Source organism: Ensifer adhaerens (genome assembly GCF_028993555.1).
GTDB classification, from domain to species: domain Bacteria; phylum Pseudomonadota; class Alphaproteobacteria; order Rhizobiales; family Rhizobiaceae; genus Ensifer; species Ensifer adhaerens_I.
In genome coordinates, this window is sequence record NZ_CP118611.1 from 131938 (window position 1) to 149693 (window position 17756).

General features: G+C 60.6%; 10 protein-coding genes and 5 pseudogenes. 7 read left to right on the plus strand and 8 right to left on the minus strand.

What is annotated here, in order from left to right:
• Positions 1-492: 492 nt before the first annotated feature.
• Both PWG15_RS21035 and PWG15_RS21040 read left to right on the plus strand, forming a co-directional pair.
• Positions 493-5985 (plus strand): putative Ig domain-containing protein, encoded by a 5493-nt coding sequence (locus PWG15_RS21035; RefSeq protein WP_275025921.1) that lies wholly within the window; start codon positions 493-495, stop codon positions 5983-5985.
• Positions 5986-6051: 66 nt separating this feature from the next.
• Positions 6052-6198: pseudogene (locus PWG15_RS21040) on the plus strand (LysR family transcriptional regulator); the annotation flags it as partial.
• Between the two features lie 410 nt (positions 6199-6608).
• Here the strand turns inward: PWG15_RS21040 and PWG15_RS21045 are convergent.
• Positions 6609-7229 (minus strand): hypothetical protein, encoded by a 621-nt coding sequence (locus PWG15_RS21045; RefSeq protein ID WP_275025922.1) that lies wholly within the window; start codon positions 7227-7229, stop codon positions 6609-6611.
• A 318-nt stretch (positions 7230-7547) separates the two neighbouring features.
• Here PWG15_RS21045 and PWG15_RS36575 point away from each other — a divergent pair, with 318 nt between their 5' ends.
• Both PWG15_RS36575 and PWG15_RS21050 read left to right on the plus strand, forming a co-directional pair.
• Positions 7548-7688 carry a hypothetical protein gene (locus tag PWG15_RS36575; protein WP_425536797.1) on the plus strand — a complete coding sequence of 47 codons (141 nt, stop codon included), beginning with the start codon at positions 7548-7550 and terminating at the stop codon, positions 7686-7688.
• 97 nt (positions 7689-7785) lie between these two features.
• Positions 7786-7884, plus strand: a pseudogene (locus PWG15_RS21050) (transposase); the annotation flags it as partial.
• A 144-nt stretch (positions 7885-8028) separates the two neighbouring features.
• Here the strand turns inward: PWG15_RS21050 and PWG15_RS21055 are convergent.
• Together PWG15_RS21055 and PWG15_RS21060 are read right to left on the minus strand one after the other, a co-directional pair.
• Positions 8029-8997, minus strand: a complete 969-nt coding sequence (locus PWG15_RS21055; protein WP_275025923.1) for a quinone oxidoreductase family protein — start codon at positions 8995-8997, stop codon at positions 8029-8031.
• Positions 8998-9050: 53 nt separating this feature from the next.
• Positions 9051-9617 carry a TetR/AcrR family transcriptional regulator gene (locus PWG15_RS21060; RefSeq protein WP_275025924.1) on the minus strand — a complete coding sequence of 189 codons (567 nt, stop codon included), beginning with the start codon at positions 9615-9617 and terminating at the stop codon, positions 9051-9053.
• Positions 9618-9815: 198 nt separating this feature from the next.
• On the opposite strand from PWG15_RS21060, the pseudogene PWG15_RS21065 reads away from it, so the two are divergent.
• Positions 9816-10089: pseudogene (locus PWG15_RS21065) on the plus strand (helix-turn-helix domain-containing protein); the annotation flags it as partial.
• Positions 10090-10194: 105 nt separating this feature from the next.
• Here the strand turns inward: PWG15_RS21065 and PWG15_RS21070 are convergent.
• The 4 genes from PWG15_RS21070 to PWG15_RS21085 form a co-directional block, all read right to left on the minus strand.
• A complete protein-coding gene (locus PWG15_RS21070) occupies positions 10195-10545 on the minus strand; it encodes a hypothetical protein (RefSeq protein ID WP_275025925.1) in 351 nt (116 codons plus the stop codon).
• A 353-nt stretch (positions 10546-10898) separates the two neighbouring features.
• Complete coding sequence (locus PWG15_RS21075; protein WP_425536798.1) at positions 10899-11261, minus strand: response regulator transcription factor; 363 nt, start codon at positions 11259-11261, stop codon at positions 10899-10901.
• Positions 11262-11368: 107 nt separating this feature from the next.
• Entirely contained in the window at positions 11369-12040 is a 672-nt protein-coding gene (locus tag PWG15_RS21080) for a response regulator transcription factor (RefSeq protein ID WP_275025927.1), read from the minus strand.
• Complete coding sequence (locus PWG15_RS21085) at positions 12037-13920, minus strand: sensor histidine kinase (RefSeq protein ID WP_275025928.1); 1884 nt, start codon at positions 13918-13920, stop codon at positions 12037-12039. The genes PWG15_RS21080 and PWG15_RS21085 overlap by 4 nt, the downstream gene beginning before the upstream one ends.
• A 430-nt stretch (positions 13921-14350) precedes the next feature.
• Between PWG15_RS21085 and PWG15_RS21090 the strand changes: the two are divergent.
• Positions 14351-16237, plus strand: a pseudogene (locus tag PWG15_RS21090) (arylsulfatase).
• Between the two features lie 134 nt (positions 16238-16371).
• Positions 16372-16725, plus strand: a pseudogene (locus PWG15_RS36465) (DUF1194 domain-containing protein); the annotation flags it as partial.
• 374 nt (positions 16726-17099) lie between these two features.
• On the opposite strand, the gene PWG15_RS21100 reads toward PWG15_RS36465, so the two are convergent.
• Positions 17100-17753 carry an invasion associated locus B family protein gene (locus PWG15_RS21100; RefSeq protein ID WP_275025931.1) on the minus strand — a complete coding sequence of 218 codons (654 nt, stop codon included), beginning with the start codon at positions 17751-17753 and terminating at the stop codon, positions 17100-17102.
• Between the last annotated feature and the right edge of the window lie 3 nt (positions 17754-17756).

A 17756-nucleotide genomic window follows, 5' to 3' on the forward strand; every position in this document is an offset into this window, starting at 1 on the left:
TCAATTCTCTGTCGCCTGCACACAGGCTGAGCAATCGCCCTACCGAGGTCGGCTGTTGGCTGTGTCTTAGGAGGCTTTCAGCCGGCTGACCGAACTTGCGCGTCCAGAGTTCAAGCGCGTCTCATGACGATGTCATGGGGAGGGCTGCTCTCGTCCGCCGTTTGATCCCCGCAACAACGCCCCATTAGGCAAAATCGAATGTCCAACAGCCCGCCGCTTGCCACCGCGCCTGCTTCTGTCGCTCTGCCAATGCTGATGATTTTGAGGCTATTGCAACTGTGTTTCCGCACGCCACGGCCGCTGCGAATGTTTGTCGTGGGTGTCGCGGTGATCTTAGGGTCGGCGGCTGGGGCCATGGCTGCTCCGTGCACGCCGAGCATTTCCTTTTCGAGCGTCGGTTTGACGGTCGCAAAAAACTTCAACTCCTGTGATGTCTTTTTCGACACCACTCCCCCGATCTGGGGTGGGCTGTACAAGGTACAAGGCAGCTCTTTGGACACTCAGGCTCCGATCGGGATTTTGGACGACGGTAGCTTTACCAACCCCAAATTCGACGACCCGGTTGAAACAGCAAATGCGCGCTACGGATTCACGTTCAACTCGCACACCGGCACCTATACGATCAGGCTGCTCTCCATCCGAAACCCGGTCGCAACATCGGATACGGTCGTACTTTACAGTGCCGATAACGGCGGGGCCATGTACAGCGGGGGCATCACGACAGCCACTCAGGCCAACATGATCTCAGTCACTCTGCCGAACGCCTTCCCGACTATCAGCAGCGTCAGCCCCACAACCGGCTCGTCAACGGGCGGAACCTCGGTAACCATCACGGGGACTGGATTTACTGGCGCCACATCCGTCAAGTTTGGCAGCGCCTCTGCGGCAAGCTTCACCGTCGACAGCGCCACCCAGATCACGGCGGTCGCGTCGGCAGGTGCGGTTGGTCCCGCGGATATTGTGGTTACGACGGGCAGCGGGACGGCGACTCTCGCGAGCGGCTTCAGCTATTTGGTTGTCCCTCCCGGCGCGCCGACGATCGGCACGGTAACGACGCTCGATCCGGATGGGGCGGAGGTCCATTTTACGCCACCGGTCGACACTGGCGGCGGGACGATCACCGAATACGTCGTCACGTCCAGTCCGCACGGCAAGACGGGTGTCGGCACCCAAAGCCCGATCGCGGTCCACGGCCTGTGGAGCGGCATCTCCTACACCTTCACGGTGACGGCGAAGAACGCGGCGGGGGCCGGTCCGGCGTCAGTCGCGTCTCAGGCGGTTGTTCCGAGAAACTATCAGCTCATCACCTTCAATCCGGGACCCCAGACTTTCGGGACGACGCCGTTCCTGTCGGCGATGAACAATGCGGGAATACCGGTGACCTTCAGTTCGACGGCACCGGACATATGCGCGGTGACGCGGTATGGCGAGTTGACGTTCCATTCCGCGGGAACCTGCACGATCAATGCAGACGCAGAGGGCAATGAGGCCTACCATCCAGCTCGGGTCACGCGATCGTTCGCCGTCAATCCGGCCCTGCCCAGTGCGCCAACCATCAGCACGGTAACGACGCTCGATCCGGATGGGGCCGAGGTCCATTTTACGCCACCGGTCGACACTGGCGGCGGGACGATCACCGAATACGTCGTCACGTCCAGTCCGCACGGCAAGACGGGTGTCGGCACCGAAAGCCCGATCGCGGTCCACGGCCTGTGGAGCGGCATCTCCTACACCTTCACGGTGACGGCGAAGAACGCGGCGGGGGCCGGTCCGGCGTCAGCTGCGTCTCAGGCGGTTGTTCCGAGAAACTATCAGCTCATCACCTTCAATCCGGGACCCCAGACTTTCGGGACGACGCCGTTCCTGTCGGCGATGAACAATGCGGGAATACCGGTGACCTTCAGTTCGACGGCACCGGACATATGCGCGGTGACGCGGTATGGCGAGTTGACGTTCCATTCCGCGGGAACCTGCACGATCAATGCAGACGCAGAGGGCAATGAGGCCTACCATCCAGCTCGGGTCACGCGATCGTTCGCCGTAAATCCGGCCCTGCCCAGTGCGCCGACGATCGGCACCGCGACGGCGGGTGACACAAAGGCCGACGTCAGCTTCATAGCGCCGGCCTCATCCGGTGGCGTGCCGGTAACCTATACGGCAACGGCGAACCCCGGCGGGGCGACCGGCACCGGTGCATCAAGTCCGGTCACTGTCGCAGGACTGACAAATGGCGTCGCCTACACCTTCAGCGTGACGGCGACCAATGCTGCTGGAACCGGCAACGCCTCGGCCGCGTCCAATTCGATCACGCCGGCGGCGGCCCAGTTCATTACCTTCGTCAATCCCGGCGTACAGAACTTTGGCACCACGCCGATCCTGACGGCGAACTCGGATTCAGGGCTGGACCCGACCTTTACGTCTATCACGGAGAACGTCTGCACGATCACGAGCAGCGGCGAACTGACCTTCGCTTCCGCTGGCACCTGCACGATCAATGCCAACCAGCAGGGCAACGCGGCCTATCTTCCGGCTGCCCAGGTTACCCAGTCCTTCACGGTCCATCCGGTGATGCCCGGTGCTCCGCTCATTGGCAGTGCGACGGCTGGTGACACGCAGGCCACGATCACATTCACGCCACCCGCATCGGATGGCGGGTCAGCGGTCATCGACTACATCGTGACGGCCAATCCGAGCGGTGCAACCTTCACCGCTCCGTCGAGCCCCATCATCGCCACCGCACTGACCAACGGTACGGCCTACACCTTCACTGTCGCCACGAGAAACGCGGCGGGAACCGGTGCGTCTTCCGCGGCGTCGAACGCGGTAACGCCAGTCGCGGCGCAGTTCATCGCCTTCGCCAATCCAGGCTCGCAGACCGTGGGAACTGTCTCCACATTGACGGCGACGGTCAGTTCCGGCCTGACGCCTACGTTCTCCTCGAGCACGCCGAGCGTTTGCACTATCACCGGCAGTGCGACGCTGACACCGATTGCCGTCGGTACCTGCGCGATCAGCGTCGACCAATCCGGCAATGCAGCCTATCTGGCGGCGCCGACGGTCACCCGGTCCTTTGCCGTCAACCCGCCGCTTCCAACTGTCGGCAACGCCTCGGCAACGGTCGCGGCAAACTCGACTGCCAATCCGGTCACGCTTTCGCTCTCCGGTGGCGCGGCCGACAGTGTTGCGGTCACCGCTGCCCCGTCGCATGGAACGGCGACCGCTTCCGGCACGTCGATCAGCTATGCGCCAGATCCCGGCTATTCCGGCTCGGATAGTTTCACCTATACGGCGACGAACGCGACCGGTACCTCGGCGCCGGCGACTGTTGCCGTCACAGTCAGCGCGCCGACCTTCGCATTCACGCCCGCCGCCGGCGCGTTGATTGTGGGAACAGTCGGAACGGCCTACAGCCAGTCGATCAGCGCGGCGAACGGCATGGCACCCTACCGTTACGCCCTTTCGACCGGGGCGCTGCCGGCGGGCTTGCGTCTTGACGCATCGTCCGGTGCGATCACGGGAACGCCGACGACCGAAGGCACACATGGCTTCACCATCGAGGCAACCGATGCGAACGGGGCCACCGGCTCGGTCGCCTATACGCTTGCGATTGGGCGACAGATTCCTGCCGCCGGCAACGCCTCGGCAACGGTCGCAGCAAACTCGACTGCCAATCCGGTCACGCTTTCGCTCTCCGGTGGCGCGGCCGACAGTGTTGCGGTCACCGCCGCCCCGTCGCATGGAACGGCGACCGCTTCCGGCACGTCGATCAGCTATACACCGGATCCCGGCTATTCCGGCTCGGATAGTTTCACCTATACGGCAACGAACGCGACCGGTACCTCGGCGCCGGCGACTGTTGCCGTCACAGTCAGCGCGCCGACCTTCGCCTTCACGCCCGCCGCCGGCGCGTTGATTGTGGGAACAGTCGGAACGGCCTACAGCCAGTCGATCAGCGTGGCGAACGGCATGGCACCCTACCGTTACGCCGTTTCAACCGGCGGGCTGCCGGCGGGCTTGCGTCTTGACGCATCGTCCGGCGCGATCACGGGAACGCCGACGACCGAAGGCGCCCATGGCTTCACGATAGAGGCAACCGATGCGAACGGGGCCATCGGCTCGGCCACCTACACGGTTGCGATCGGCAGGCAGATTCCTGTCGCCGGCAACGTCTCCGCAACGGTCGCGGCAGACTCGACAGCCAATTCGGTCACGCTTTCGCTCTCCGGTGGCGCGGCCGACAGTGTTGCGGTCACCTCCACCCCGTCGCATGGGACGGCCACTGCTTCCGGCACGACAATCAGCTATGCGCCGGATCCCGGTTACTCCGGTGCAGACAGCTTTACGTATACGGCGACCAACACGTCCGGCACTTCGGCACCAGCGACGGTGAGTATTGCCGTCGTGGCGTCGAAGCTCACTTTCTTGCCAGCGGGCGGCGATCTGCCTGATGCTATGGCGGGAGAAGCCTATTCGACAATGGTGACCGCCAAGGGTGGCCGGGGAGGCATTCTATACAGCCACTCGCGCGGCGAGTTGCCGAAGGGCATGATACTGAACGTGTCCACGGGCGAACTCACCGGCCCGCTGCCCGCTGACGCCGAAGTCAAAACCTATAGCTTCGCGATCGCGGCTCGCGATGTGCTTGGCAATACCGGTGAGGCGAGCTATCGGCTGACGGTCAAGGCGCGGGGGGTCACTGTGACAAACCGCTCCTACACACTCCAGGAAGGTGAAGCGCCACGTAACGTCTACCTGAACGCTGGTGCGACAGGCGGACCGTTCACCGGCGCCGGAATCGCCTTTGTGAGGCCCTCCAATGCCGGAAAAGCCGAGATCATTGAAGGCGAACTTGCGGCAAATGGGGCCTTCGTACCGGTTGGTTACTACCTGAAATTCACGCCCAATCCCGGCTTCTTCGGGACGGCGGTCGTCGGCTACAGGTTGGAAAGTGCCCTCGGCGCATCCAATACGGGCACGATCAGCTATGCGATTGTGCACGACGGTGAGAAGGTCGCAGCGGAGATCGACGGGCTGGTGAAAGACTTCGTGCGAACAAGGCAGAATCTGCTGTCGACAGCGATTGAGGTGCCGGGCCTGATCGAGCGCCGCAAGATGGGCCGCGCAGGCAGCGACCCGATCTCGACCAGAATGTCGCCCTCGCAAGACGGAATGACCCTCGGCTTTTCGACCAGCCTGGCTCAGCTTCGTTCTGCCGATGAGGGGGGCGAGGACATGGCGGCAATGTCCCCGTTCAATATCTGGATCGACGGCACTGTAGCGGTGCACAAACGTGACGAGAATGGCGGACGCTGGGGTAGTTTCGGTCTCATCTCTGCCGGCGCCGACTATCTGCTGTCGGAGAAGGCGCTGATCGGCCTGTCATTCCACTTCGACCGCATGACTGATCCGACCGACGCCGATGCGGAACTGACCGGTAACGGCTGGCTGGCCGGCCCCTATGCCTCGTTCGAGCTTGGCTCCGGTGTATTCCTCGACACCAGCCTGCTTTACGGCGGCTCCTGGAACGACGTCGACACGGAATATTTCGACGGCTCGTTCGATACGAGCCGTGTCATGTGGGACACGAAGCTGCAGGGGCAGTGGCAGCTCGGGGACGCAACCGTCCTCACTCCCGCGCTGCGTGCCGTCTTCCTCAACGAGAAAGTCGACGACTACAGCGCCTCGAACGACGACGGCACCAGAATCGATCTGCAAGGGTTCACGCAAGATCAGCTGCGGTTCAGCGTCGGGGCGGAACTGGAGCGGGCCTATCGGGTCGAAAACGGTCTGCTGCTGAGGCCCCGCTTCGGCGGCACGGCCGGATTTGCCGCGTTGGACAATAGCGGTGCGTTCGGAACAGTCAGCGCCGGGCTGAACCTCTCCAACGCCCTCAACTGGGATTTCGACTTCTCGCTGCTCTATGGGATCGAAAGCGAGGGCGAGCAGACGGTTGGAGCGAAGGCCGGCGTCCATGTGCGTTTCTGATTGATGCTTGGTGGCGTTCGGTCGTCGTCGCTTGTGGCACAGTGCAGTAGGCTCTGCTGCCGCGATCTGCCGAACCGCAACTTCGAACTTCGGCCAGTGCGCAACATCGATCGCAAGATCGGGCTGGGCGTTGCCCGGAATACAGGGGACTCGGCAGCATCGAGGGATGATATCGTTGACATTGCCCGGTCGCTGGCGCGGCCGGGAAGATGAGAAGCCCGGCAAAGCCGGCCGTCCTCGAATGACCTGCGATTGGCCTTTCACAAATGCTTGAGCCTCCGCAGGGGCGGAGGCTCAAGCGATACGCACGTCTTTTGAAATGGAGAGATTTGAAATGGAGGAACTGCGCGGCAATAAAACCAGCACGAATCTCTTCTCTAACGTGTGCTTTGTGGTAGCGCAATTACAGGTATATTGTCGCAAGCGCGATGATCGAAATCAATAAATTTTTAAGGTATTTGACTAATCAATTCGAGTTAGGCAAGCACGCGCCCACGCCCCGAGAGTATGCCACTCGGTTGCTTGAACCCCAGCAGAAGCATGTCGCGCCTGTTTCGGTAGGCTGGCCGAAATCCTGCTTCGGGTTTGTTTCGCGCTCTGTGTCGTCGATCGCTGCGGTGGTGTCAGGCCGTGATGCCCGCACACCTCTTGCTCCTGTCGCGCATGACAAGTGTGGCGATGAAAAAGGCCTGAACCAACAACACCGCGTAGCCCCCAAGTATGATCCCGCACGGCACCACGAAATTCAGTTGCGGCGCAGCGCCGATAATGACTGGCACGCTCCAGGAGACAAGCGAAATCACCCCACATCCGATCAGCGCGGTCTTCGTGACGGGCTTGATCTCCGAGAGGAGCGCGGAGCCAATCTGGCGGCGAATGAACGGTATGACAAAGCGATGGACGGCGAGACCGTTGACCGTGAGAATGCTGACGATCGTCACCTTCGCCCAAATCTTCGGATTCAACAGTTTCTCGGGTTCGGTCATTTGATAGAGCAGGAGAAATCCCAACCCGGAGGCCCAGAGCAACAGTAGCCCGGCCGCGATAAACCGGCTGATCCATTCGACGTGCCCGACGAGTTCCGCGGTGACGACCATCCGACGATAGCGCGACAACATCAGATCAAGAAACACCGCGCCGCCGAGCCCGAGAACCAGGCCCGAGAAATGGATGAGCCGTAACGATGTTCGGATGTATGAGGCCAGTTGCGGTGCTGACGACAAAGAAAGATCCAGAACACCCATTCCCAACTCCTCCAAGAAAACGCGCGAGTGCCTTCGCACCCCGAAACAGGGCACGTCCGTGTGTGCGGACTGTCGTGATTCTCTGCTCCAGTTGCGATCGGGACCGCGTCTCGAAGCACGGTCGTTCTATGAAATGGTGAGTTCTTCTGTCAAGTATATAGCTGTGCTAATTCAGCGATTTATAGATTGAGGCCATCACCCGTATCATTTTGAGTTTACGAAGAAGGACGGGCATCCGGTCGGACTTGCCTCAAGTCAAGACAACTTGATGGTCTTTATAGGCCTGATGCCGATGAATGGGCAGCTGCTGTTCAGCGCATGCGGGATGCTGGGTTCTTACCTGTCCCGTCGTTCAATCCCTTTGGGGATCGCAACGGGAAAACCTTTGAGGACCCTGACGGCTACCGAACAGTTTTGCAGAATGCGGCGTGGCGACAGAGCAGTGCGCCTTCCGAATGACCACAGTTGGCGTATGCGGGCTATTGCCGCCCAATTCATGTCTTCATTGGGTTTGGAGCTTCCAGATGGTGCAACGGGCGGGAACTCAGCCCGACAGGTGGATGCGCCGAAGCGATTCCGATCATCACGAGCGGTGGGGCCGCACTTCGGGTTGACGCCGAAGAAATATCAATCGGGTGAGACCAGTCATTGCGGCCGCAGTCCAAAAGGACATGGGTTCTGTGTCTGAACCCGCCTTGGAATCGAACCACCGGCTTGGGTCCGCAGAGGGCGGGTACACCGCCGTCTGCGCCCTTGTCTCGATTGTTCAACCCGGACGACGCTAAATCGCATTCGCACATCAGGGAACTAGCAGCAGCTTGCCAATTGTCTTTCGGCTGGCCATGTCCTCGTGCGCCCTGGCAGCATCGTTGAGAGGATAGCTGCCTCCCGACGTGACCTTCAGAGATCCCTCCTTGATCCAGTCGAAGAGCCGACCGGCACGCTCGCGAAGCAGTTCCGGCGAGTGGATGTGGTCGAAGAAGACGCCATAGCCGATCTTGACGCTCTTCGGCAGGCCCATGATATCGAGCGGGCCTGGGCCACCCAGCACGGGGCCGTACCAGCAGAGGGTTCCTGATCGCCGCAGTACTTCGAGCGACGCTTTGAAAGTCTTGGGGCCGGAACCGTCATACACCACATCAACGCCACGACCACCCGTCCAGCGGATCACCTCGTCGGCAAAGTCTCCGTCACGATCGATGATCACATGCTCGGCGCCGGCGTCTTTCGCGATCGCGACCTTGTCTTTCGATGACACGCGTCCGATGACGCGGCCGCCCCTGAGCTTGATGATCTGGGTGAGGAGCAGGCCGACACCGCCCGCTGCTGCGTGAACCAGCGCGATGTCCCCAGGTTGGATGGGATAGAAATCGGTGGCAAAGTGGCTGGCGGTCAGGCCCTGCATCATGACGGACGCGGCCGTTCGATCATCGATGAAGTCGGGAATTTTGACGAGGGACGTTGCCGGGATCGATAGCTGCTCGGCATAGCTTCCGGGGGAGTAGACCCAGGCGACGCGATCGCCGACCGCAAGACCCGTGACGCCGTCGCCAACGCTGAGCACACGGCCGGCACCCTCGACGCCAAGCACTTTCGGGTTCGGGATTTCCGTCCAGGCCATGCCCTGCCGAACGCCGATATCCATGAAGTTCACGCCCGCCAGGCTAACCTCGACGAGAGCGTGTCCGGCCGTTACCACCGGCTCCGGGCGCTCGACGAATTCCATGACGTCGCAACCGCCGATGCCGTTCATGATCACTGCTTTCATGTTAGTTCCTTTCTTGACTAATCGTTCCAGAATTATGCAAAATTTTTTGGATGCTACCGGATCGCACGGAGCGCCAGTCGCCCAAGAGATTCCAACTCCTGGCGAGCGGCACCCCCACGGGCAGCAATTCGGATGCCAGCGATGCTGGCAATGAGGAAACCGGCGACGGCCTCCGCCGGCAGCGAATTTTCAACTTCGCTTTCGACCTGAGCCTGCTTGATGCATTCCATTGTCGCTTTCCTCAAGCGATTGTCGGCAGCACGATGAAGCGCGTTGAGCTCGGGCCGGCTCTGTCCGAACTCACAGATCGAGTTCACACCGAGGCAGGCAAGGTGGGCGCGCTCCACCACTTGCTCGATCATTGCCGCGATCCCGTCGATGGCCCGCGGCTTGCTACGCAACATCGCCGCGTGGGCTTCAGTTTCTTCGAACACATAACGTTCCACCGCCAATCGGTAGAGTGCCCATTTGTCGCCGAAGGTGTCGTAGAGGCTTTGCCGTCCGATCTTCATGGCGCGCACCAACATCTCGGTCGATGTGCCCTCGAACCCGTGTTCGCGAAACACGTCGATTGCGGCAGCCACTGCCTTGTCTTTGTCGAATTCCTTGCTGCGTGCCATCACCGTGAGATAGTTATTCTGGAACGATCTGTCAAGAAAAGACGCTCGCCGCTTCTGCCGCGCAATCTGACACACCGCTCAGGCCCGGATCGACACTGAATTCGACCCTTAGAAAGTTGTCGCCGGTTTCGTCATTCCCGACAGTGACAGTTGCAGCTCTCCAACCAACAACCATCGACGCCTTGATGATGTCGTGCCCGGCTGCTCGCCATCGCCCAAGGGCCGACCGCGGCCGACGAGATCGGGCTTAAGGAGCATGACCGGCTGGTGTTGGCGCGGAAAATGATGGAGCGGAGGCTGACAGGTCGACGCATCTCGTCGAAACCGCCGGAACGGATCGAGTTGGTCTCGACCGGTATGGTTCACCAAGGCGTTCGACGTTACATCGAAGGCAGCCCGCCGGATCGTCGGCGAGCTTGGCTTGCGGGAAATGACGGGGAGGGGGAGGTTTCGCGCGCGGGGCGTCCTGTAACGGTGGCGAGTACCGAAATCCTGCCGCGGTATGCTCGCGAATGGAGCGGGATGCGGCGCAAATACCATCGATGTCCCGCACCCCGCTTTGCTGATCCCGAGAAGGTTAGCGAACGTAGATCGTCAGACCGCCGTCAGTCGCCTGTTCAGCGCCACCAATGTTATCCATCTCGACGTTCTGAGCCTTCAGCTTTTCAGCCAGGGACTTGTTCGCCTTGACCGCGTCGAGCAGCGCTGCGCGTTGTTCCGGCGAGGCATGCTCGACCCACATGCGCGTTTGGTTCTGCTCCGCAAGTGTGCTTACGTCGACGACATTGATCTTGTCGCCGCTGTAGTTGCGCACAGTTTGCTCAATCTCTTTGGGCCAGTCCATTGCGGCACCTTGGCCGTGCGCGATCCCAGCGAAGCTCAGGGCGGAGAGGCAGGCAATCATAGAAAAAGTCGCAATGCGGTTCATTGTCATGCTCCTTCCTAGGTTTTGCGCTTGTGACCGGGCGGCAACCAAGCGCGGCTGCTCAAACAACTCGTCGCAACTGAGATTACGCGAAACTCCACCGAGCGATATTGTCCTTAGGGGAAGTCGTCCGGACTTGCCGGCCGCTGGTAAGATCGACGGCCACGAGGCTCTACAAGTTTCACTGACCGACTAAGGTAGGTGCGTCCCAGGATCACGGACACCAAAGCTGAAGGTACTCGAAGCGTGGCGTGCGATGTTCCAGGGGGCGAGGGAGCGTCCACGACTTGATCAGTTTGTGAACGAAAAATTGGATCGCTGCCTATTATCCTTTGGGGAGGCGGGCTCGAGCGCCTTCAATCGTCTGGCGAAACAGTCAATGCCCTGTTGACCGCGCTGATCAACTTGTCGGCCGGGAATGGCTTATGCAGATAGGCGATGCAGCCCCCTTGGATCGCCGCCGACTCGAGCGCCTGATCGTCGACGGCGGTGATGAAGATGACCTTGATCTTCGAGCCGGAGTCCTTAAGCCGATGCCAGAGTTCGATGCCGGATATGCCGCCGAGATGGACATCAAGCACGATGCAGCTGATCTCGCTCAATATGGCGCGGCTGAGAAAGGCCTCGGCCGAGACAAATCCTTCCGTCGCGAAACCATGCGCGTTCAAGAGCCGTGCGACGCTCTTGCGCATGCTCGGATCGTCTTCCACGACGGCCACTTTGCGTTGGCTTTCCAAGTGGATGCCTTTCTGAGGCCCATGCGGAAGGGCATGTCCAGCCCCGATCATGACGATCGTAGGACCAACGTCGAAGGCTGGATATTGTCCTATGGGGAAGTGCGGCGAACGGCATCGTGCACATCTTCAGGCGGTTTTGCTGTCGGGTCGAGAAGTCTCAGTCTCTCTGCGATCGACACGGCCTCGGCCAGCGAATGAACGCCAAGCTTTTCCATGACGTTGTGCCGGTGCGCCTTGACGGTTCGCTCGGAGGTACCGAGATCGTAAGCGATCTGCTTATTGAGTTTGCCGCGGACGATCAGGCCGAAAACTTCGAACTCGCGTGGCGTCAGGGTCTCCAGACGCGCTTGGAGTGCATTGACGCGATCGAGTTCGGCGCGCCGTATCTCTGAGCGAAGCAGCGCCCGCTCAACGGCCTCCAGCAACGCCTCCCTCGGGGCCGGCTTCTCCAGGAAGTCTTCGGCGCCGGCCTTCATCGCCCGGACGCTCGCCGTGATGTCGCCACGTCCCGTCAGAAACACGATTGGCAGCAGCGGCGCTTTCTCGGTGAGCCGGTCCTGCAACTCGAGCCCACTCAGACCCGGCATCTGCAGGTCAAGGAGAATGCATCCGGGGGCAGAGCGCGGCAGATGGGCCAAAAGCTCTTCACCCGAGCCATAGGTGACGACACCAAAGCCGGATGCCTCCATCAACCGTGCCAGCGCGGTGCGATAGGACTTGTCGTCGTCGACGATATGAATGACGGGTTCCAATTGGGTCATCCGGGGTGAGCAAGCGGCAGGACAAAACGAAACACGGCGCCGCCTTCGGCACGATTGTCCGCCCATATCTTGCCGCCATAGGTTTCGATGATCGCGCGGGCGATCGAGAGACCCAGCCCAGTGCCTGTGGGCTTGGTCGTGTAGAACGCATGGAAAACATGGTCGAGCTGGTCGCTCGGGATGCCGCGGCCGGTATCGGAGATCGATAGCTCAACCTTGGAATTCTCGATCAGCGCGGTCTGAAAGACCAACCTCCGTTCAGTCGCCGCGGCGTCGACCATGGCATCCATCGCATTGGTGGCGAGGTTGAGAATGACCTGCTGGAGATGTACCTTGTCGGCCCGCACTGGCAGCGCCCGGGTTGGGTCGCTGGAGCTGACGACGATGCTTTTTTGTCCCGCCTCGGCGCGAAGGATACAGATCGCGCTGTTGACCACCTCGTTCAGGTCGAATTCCTGCCAGTCGATCTCGCTTCGCTTCTTCAGCAGTCCCCTCAGTCGAACAATAATGTCGCTGGCACGCTGGTCGTCCTCGCCGATGTCTACGAGAATCTGCCGGATAAGGTTGAGATCCGGCCGCTCTTTTCGAAGCAGGATTTCGATGGCATCGACATTGCTGCGGATCGCCCCGAGCGGCTGGTTCAGTTCGTGAGCGATCGATGCCGAGAGCGCTCCCGCCGTCGCCGACTGGTTGAGATGAACGAGCTCAAGCAGACGAAGCCGGGATTCCTGCTCCGCGGCGCGCCGGCGATGTTGCTCGAACAGAAGCACCGTGATGATCGCCGCCTGAAGCGCAAGCGCCGCAACGATGCTGATGATCGCTGCCCAGTATGTTTCCCAGAGGCTCTTCTCCTTGAAGCTCACGACGGTCCCTGCAGGAAGCCCGCTCTCCGGTAAACCCCAGCGCGTCAACTCTCTCGCGTCGGCGACAAAGGTTTTCGGCACGTTGACGTTGGCGATCGATTTTCCCGCGATCGCGTCGATGGCGAGTTCGGCGACCGCCTTTCCGACTGACTCGAAGGTGACGGTATTACCACCGACGGCGCCGTGGCCGATATAAGTGGAATACGGACCGTAGACCGGAGCGCTCGCCTTGGCGGCAATCCGTTCGAGAGCGTTGCGAGGAATGAAGTTGCGGCCGCTGCGATCGGTAAAGACGGTCAGGACAAGAATGATGCTCCCTTCCGGCACATGCGAGGCGCGGTCCGCGAATTCATCGATGGTCAAATCCTCGACGTAGGTCGTTCTAAGACCGCTTGCGGGGCCGGCGAGACTCCTGCGCGCCGTCGCAAGCCAGGAGCGGTCGAAATCTGAGGACCCACCGATGATGACCAGATCGCGGGCATCCGGCTGGAGACCGCGCGCCATGAGAAGGGTTTTTGCGATGTCATACTCGCTAAAGGCTCCGACGACGTCGCTCGGTAGGCTCAACTTCGCGGCGTCCGCGCCGCTGAAACCGCAGAACACGATCTTCGCATCCGGGGCGATCGCATGCCGGTACCTGACGATGAAGCCCGTTGCCTCCTCACCAAGCGCAATCACTACATGCGGATGTCGGTCGGCGTATTTCTCACTGAGATATCGCGCCATCCGGTCGATGTGAACCTTCTCGGGGAACCTGGAAAGGTCGAGAAATTCCGAGAACAGATCGACCTTCCCCGCTGTCGCCTGCTGCAGTCGATTTCTCAGGGTCTCGCCAGCAATAGTTGTTGCCGGAATCCTCTCGTCATAGGGATAGAGGATGAGGATGCGTGGCACCTGGTCCACGACCTCCGCCGACAAGGGCCCGGCCGTCACAAGGGTCAAGAACAGCAGAAGGCAAAGAAATGCGGATGCGATCCAGGTCAACGGGTTCCATGGTTTCGTTGATGCACGAACCATATTGAACGTCCTTTGCGCCATTGTCCGTCTATGCGTTCGGATGTGCGATGCGGCCGGGGCGGTTGCTCGTCGGCGTTCAACTATTTCAGAATCTAGTCCCGTCCCCCGCGCCAAAACCGTGCTGCGTCCGGTTTCTACACGCATGCGATTGCTGATCGATCCAGACCGCGCCAATTCGTACGCGCTGCCCCAAAGGACAATATCGCCGAGGCGCGTTCCTGACTAGGCTGGGATGCAATCAGTGGCTTTCGCGTAAGTAGCAATTGCGTGAACTCGGCGTAGTTCCAGGTTCGACGACAACAGACGCGCGGCGACTTCGGCGCACCTATCAGTGCAAGGATAGGCACGTGGTCAGGCCACCGTGAGCCAACTTCCGGTTCGGAAAACGCGTCGCTGCACGTTCGGCGGAGGATGAACGACTGTTGCAACCATTAGTTATGGTCTTGGTGTAGATGAAGGCGTGCCCTTCTTTTGCTTCTACGCCCAACCGCGTTGACCGCCTGGCCGCGCCGCCATGCAGACCGGGCGCATTCCGAACCGCAACGGCATGACCACAATTGCCTTCCAGGGCCAAGGCCAAAGGGGCGCAGGCTGCCGGCCCATTTCGGGCAGCCAGGGAGGAATCCAGACCATGAGCAGGATGAAAAACATCTGGTTCGGTCTGCTGGCTTCCACTTTTGTTGCGTCAGCAACAACTATGCCGGCAGCCGCGCAAGATCAGCAAAAGCCCAACATTGTCGTCATCATGGGCGATGATGTTGGTTGGTTCAACATTGGCGCCTATCACCGGGGTATCATGTCCGGGAAGACACCAAACCTCGACAAGCTTGCCGCCGAGGGCATGCTATTCACCGACTACTACGCGGAAGCAAGCTGCACCGCGGGTCGAGCAAGCTTCATCACAGGTGAGATCCCGTTGCGCACCGGCTTGACGACCGTCGGTCAAGCGGGGGCAGACGTCGGCATGCCGGACAAGGCGGCAACCCTGGCCACCGTCCTCAAGGCCCAGGGATACGCCACCGGCCAGTTCGGCAAGAACCATCTTGGAGATTTGAACAAGTACCTGCCGACGCTGCATGGCTTCGATGAGTTCTTCGGCTATCTCTATCACCTTGATGCGATGTCAGACCCCTATTGGTATTCGTTCCCGAATGACCAATCGTACCGGGACAAGGTGGGGCCACGCAATTTGGTCCACAGCTTTGCAACGGACACGGACGACACAACCGAACAGCCGCGTTGGGGCAAGATCGGCAAGCAGAGGATCGTGGACGAGGGCCCACTGGCGCCGTATCCCGACATGGCCAACGTGCCGAACATGCACGACATAATACCCAAGGCCAAGTACGACATGGGCACGTTCGACGAAGTGCTGGTGAAGGCTTCGTGCGATTTCATGGACAAAGCCAAGACCGACGGCAAGCCGTTTTTCGTCTGGCACAACACGACGCGCATGCACGTCTGGACTTTTCTGTCGCCCAAATACCAAGCCCTCATGAACAGCGACACAAACTACGGCCTCGAAGAAGCTGGAGTGGCACAGCTTGATGACAGCGTGGGCGCTCTCATGAAATGCGTGGAAGATGCGGGTGAGACCGACAACACCATCGTTGTTTTCACGACCGACAATGGGGCGGAGGTTTTTACCTGGCCCGACGGTGGCATGACCCCGTTCAAGGGCACCAAGGGTACCGTAATGGAAGGCGGCTTCCGCGCACCGGCCATCATTCGCTGGCCCGGCAAGGTCAAGCAGGGTAGCGTCGAGAACGGCATATTTTCGGCCCTGGATTGGTTCCCCACATTGGCGGCGGCAGCCGGCAACACCGAGATCACTGAGCAGTTGCTCAAGGGTGTGAAGCTGGGCGACAGGACCTACAAGAATCATCTTGATGGCTACAATCAGGTGGGCCTGCTGGAGGGAAAAACCCCATCTGCACGGCATGAATTCTTCTACTTCGGCGGCCCTTCTCTGGGGGCGGTTCGCATCGACAACTTCAAGTTCCAGTTCTTCCAACAGCCGCAGGGCTGGCCCGGTGGCAAGGTAACAACCGACATGCCCACCATGGTAAATATCCGCCAGGACCCATTCGAGCGGACACCGTCGATTGGTCAGCAAAGCCTCAATGACCTCGGCGGGGGCTATATGAATGACTTCTTCGCTCGCGAGTTCTGGCGGTTCGTCAGCGTCCAGCAGGAGGTCGCGAAACTGGCGCTCACGGCGATTGACTATCCGCCGATGCAAGACCCGGCTTCGTTCAATCTTGATGCTGTCAAGCGGCAGATCGACGCCGCAATTAAGAACAAGCCTGGTAACTAGAAGGCAGGCTCAACACGACGGGCGGCTTTCCAGGGCCGCCCGTCTGGTTCCGAGGCACAGTTCCGCGCACGTCTCAAGGGACGATCCGGGAACCGGGACACCTAACCCATGGAGGGCTCGTTATGTCTGTGGCACGCGGTCACCTGGGACGCATCGCCATCGGCTATTTTTAATGGGCCGGGCGGGCGGATGAATATCGGTCGTCGCCTGGCAGGTGATCGACGATGCCAAGGATGCCGAAGCCTTCGCCGCAAGCTCGAAGCCCGCCCGATTGGTACGCGACACGTCACCTCGATCTCGGACGCAATCCTCTTGGCACGAAACTGATCGAGTTCAAGGGCCATATCGGCGCGCGCCGCCTTCTCGACCTCTCACGGTGCGGACACAACAACACGGGACTGCCGATCGCTCTTGCCCGCGCCGACGCCCTGGCGCGCGGGATCGTCATCAACGGATTGGTGATACTCATCAGGCCCTCCAATTCCACCGTGCAGAACCCGGTCATAGTCGGCCCGGCGCGAATGCCTCTTTTTGAAAAGGCTTCGACTACCCAAAGAACCTTCCCGCTCACTTTTTTCCGCTCCCCGCCACGCCTTTACGGCTGCCAGGGTTCGGGCCTTGTCGACTTCGACGAGGAACAACGAAAAATGTCAACGGCAAGAATTGCAGCCAGCCGCCGTTCCGCACGAACTGCTTCCATAACCACCTCTCCCAAAGGTGTAGACGGCCTCGCTATGGCGTTGGTCAGGGGCGGGAACACCCTGCCTCCTCGCTTCCGAAGCTACACCCGAGACCGCCGATTGCAGGCGATGAAATCTCCGGGAGATGACCGGGCACACGCATGTAGCAGGTTTGGCCAATTCTAGCGTGCCAGCGTCTCCACACGGTCAAGCGCAGTGCCGAATCCTTGCAGGGAGATTGAGAACGGTGCCGCTGCCCCGCCATCAGCGACTGCCTTGACCTTGAGCGCCGCGCCGGCGCGCAGCGCGACCAGCGTTGGGGTGTCGAAGGTCACTGAAACGAGGCACCCGGCCGGGACGCAAGTGCGGAAGTGCACGGGCTGCATCGCCTGCTTGTCGTCGATCTGGAAGGTGACGCCGGGCTCGAGCGCCAGACCGAACGGCAGAACCAGCGTGCCCGACACAGTATTTACGGACAGTGCATTCAACTCGATTGCTAGCACGCGCTGTCCGTTCTCTTGTACCTGGACCTGCGACAGCGCACAGCGCTTTGCGTTGCCATCCTGCACGCAGGCGACGCGCCAGTCCTTGTAGGTCTCGTTCAGCGACGATGCGCCGCCCGGCAAGGACGATCCCGTTGCAGCAACGGTAGTTTGGCCACTTGCCTGGGCCACCTGGAAACGCTGCGGCGCAGGATCGTCGTGGGTGTCGGTGACCGGTGTGGGCTGGGTCGGGCTCGAAGACGCGAATTCCGGGACAAGGTATAGTGCCACGCCCACGGCAATCGCGAGCACTGCGGAAGAGAGTCCAAGGAACCGGATATTGCTGCTTGTCATGCA

Bases quoted from the DNA above. Each gene is read 5' to 3' on its own strand.
- PWG15_RS21085 (WP_275025928.1), bottom strand. From the start codon at position 13,920: ATGGTTCGTGCATCAACGAAACCATGGAACCCGTTGACCTGGATCGCA.
- PWG15_RS21100 (WP_275025931.1), bottom strand. From the start codon at position 17,753: ATGACAAGCAGCAATATCCGGTTCCTTGGACTCTCTTCCGCAGTGCTC.
- PWG15_RS21070 (WP_275025925.1), bottom strand. From the start codon at position 10,545: ATGAACCGCATTGCGACTTTTTCTATGATTGCCTGCCTCTCCGCCCTG.
- PWG15_RS21080 (WP_275025927.1), bottom strand. From the start codon at position 12,040: ATGACCCAATTGGAACCCGTCATTCATATCGTCGACGACGACAAGTCC.
- PWG15_RS21045 (WP_275025922.1), bottom strand. From the start codon at position 7,229: ATGGGTGTTCTGGATCTTTCTTTGTCGTCAGCACCGCAACTGGCCTCA.
- PWG15_RS21060 (WP_275025924.1), bottom strand. From the start codon at position 9,617: ATGGCACGCAGCAAGGAATTCGACAAAGACAAGGCAGTGGCTGCCGCA.
- PWG15_RS21055 (WP_275025923.1), bottom strand. From the start codon at position 8,997: ATGAAAGCAGTGATCATGAACGGCATCGGCGGTTGCGACGTCATGGAA.
- PWG15_RS36575 (WP_425536797.1), top strand. From the start codon at position 7,548: ATGCGGGATGCTGGGTTCTTACCTGTCCCGTCGTTCAATCCCTTTGGG.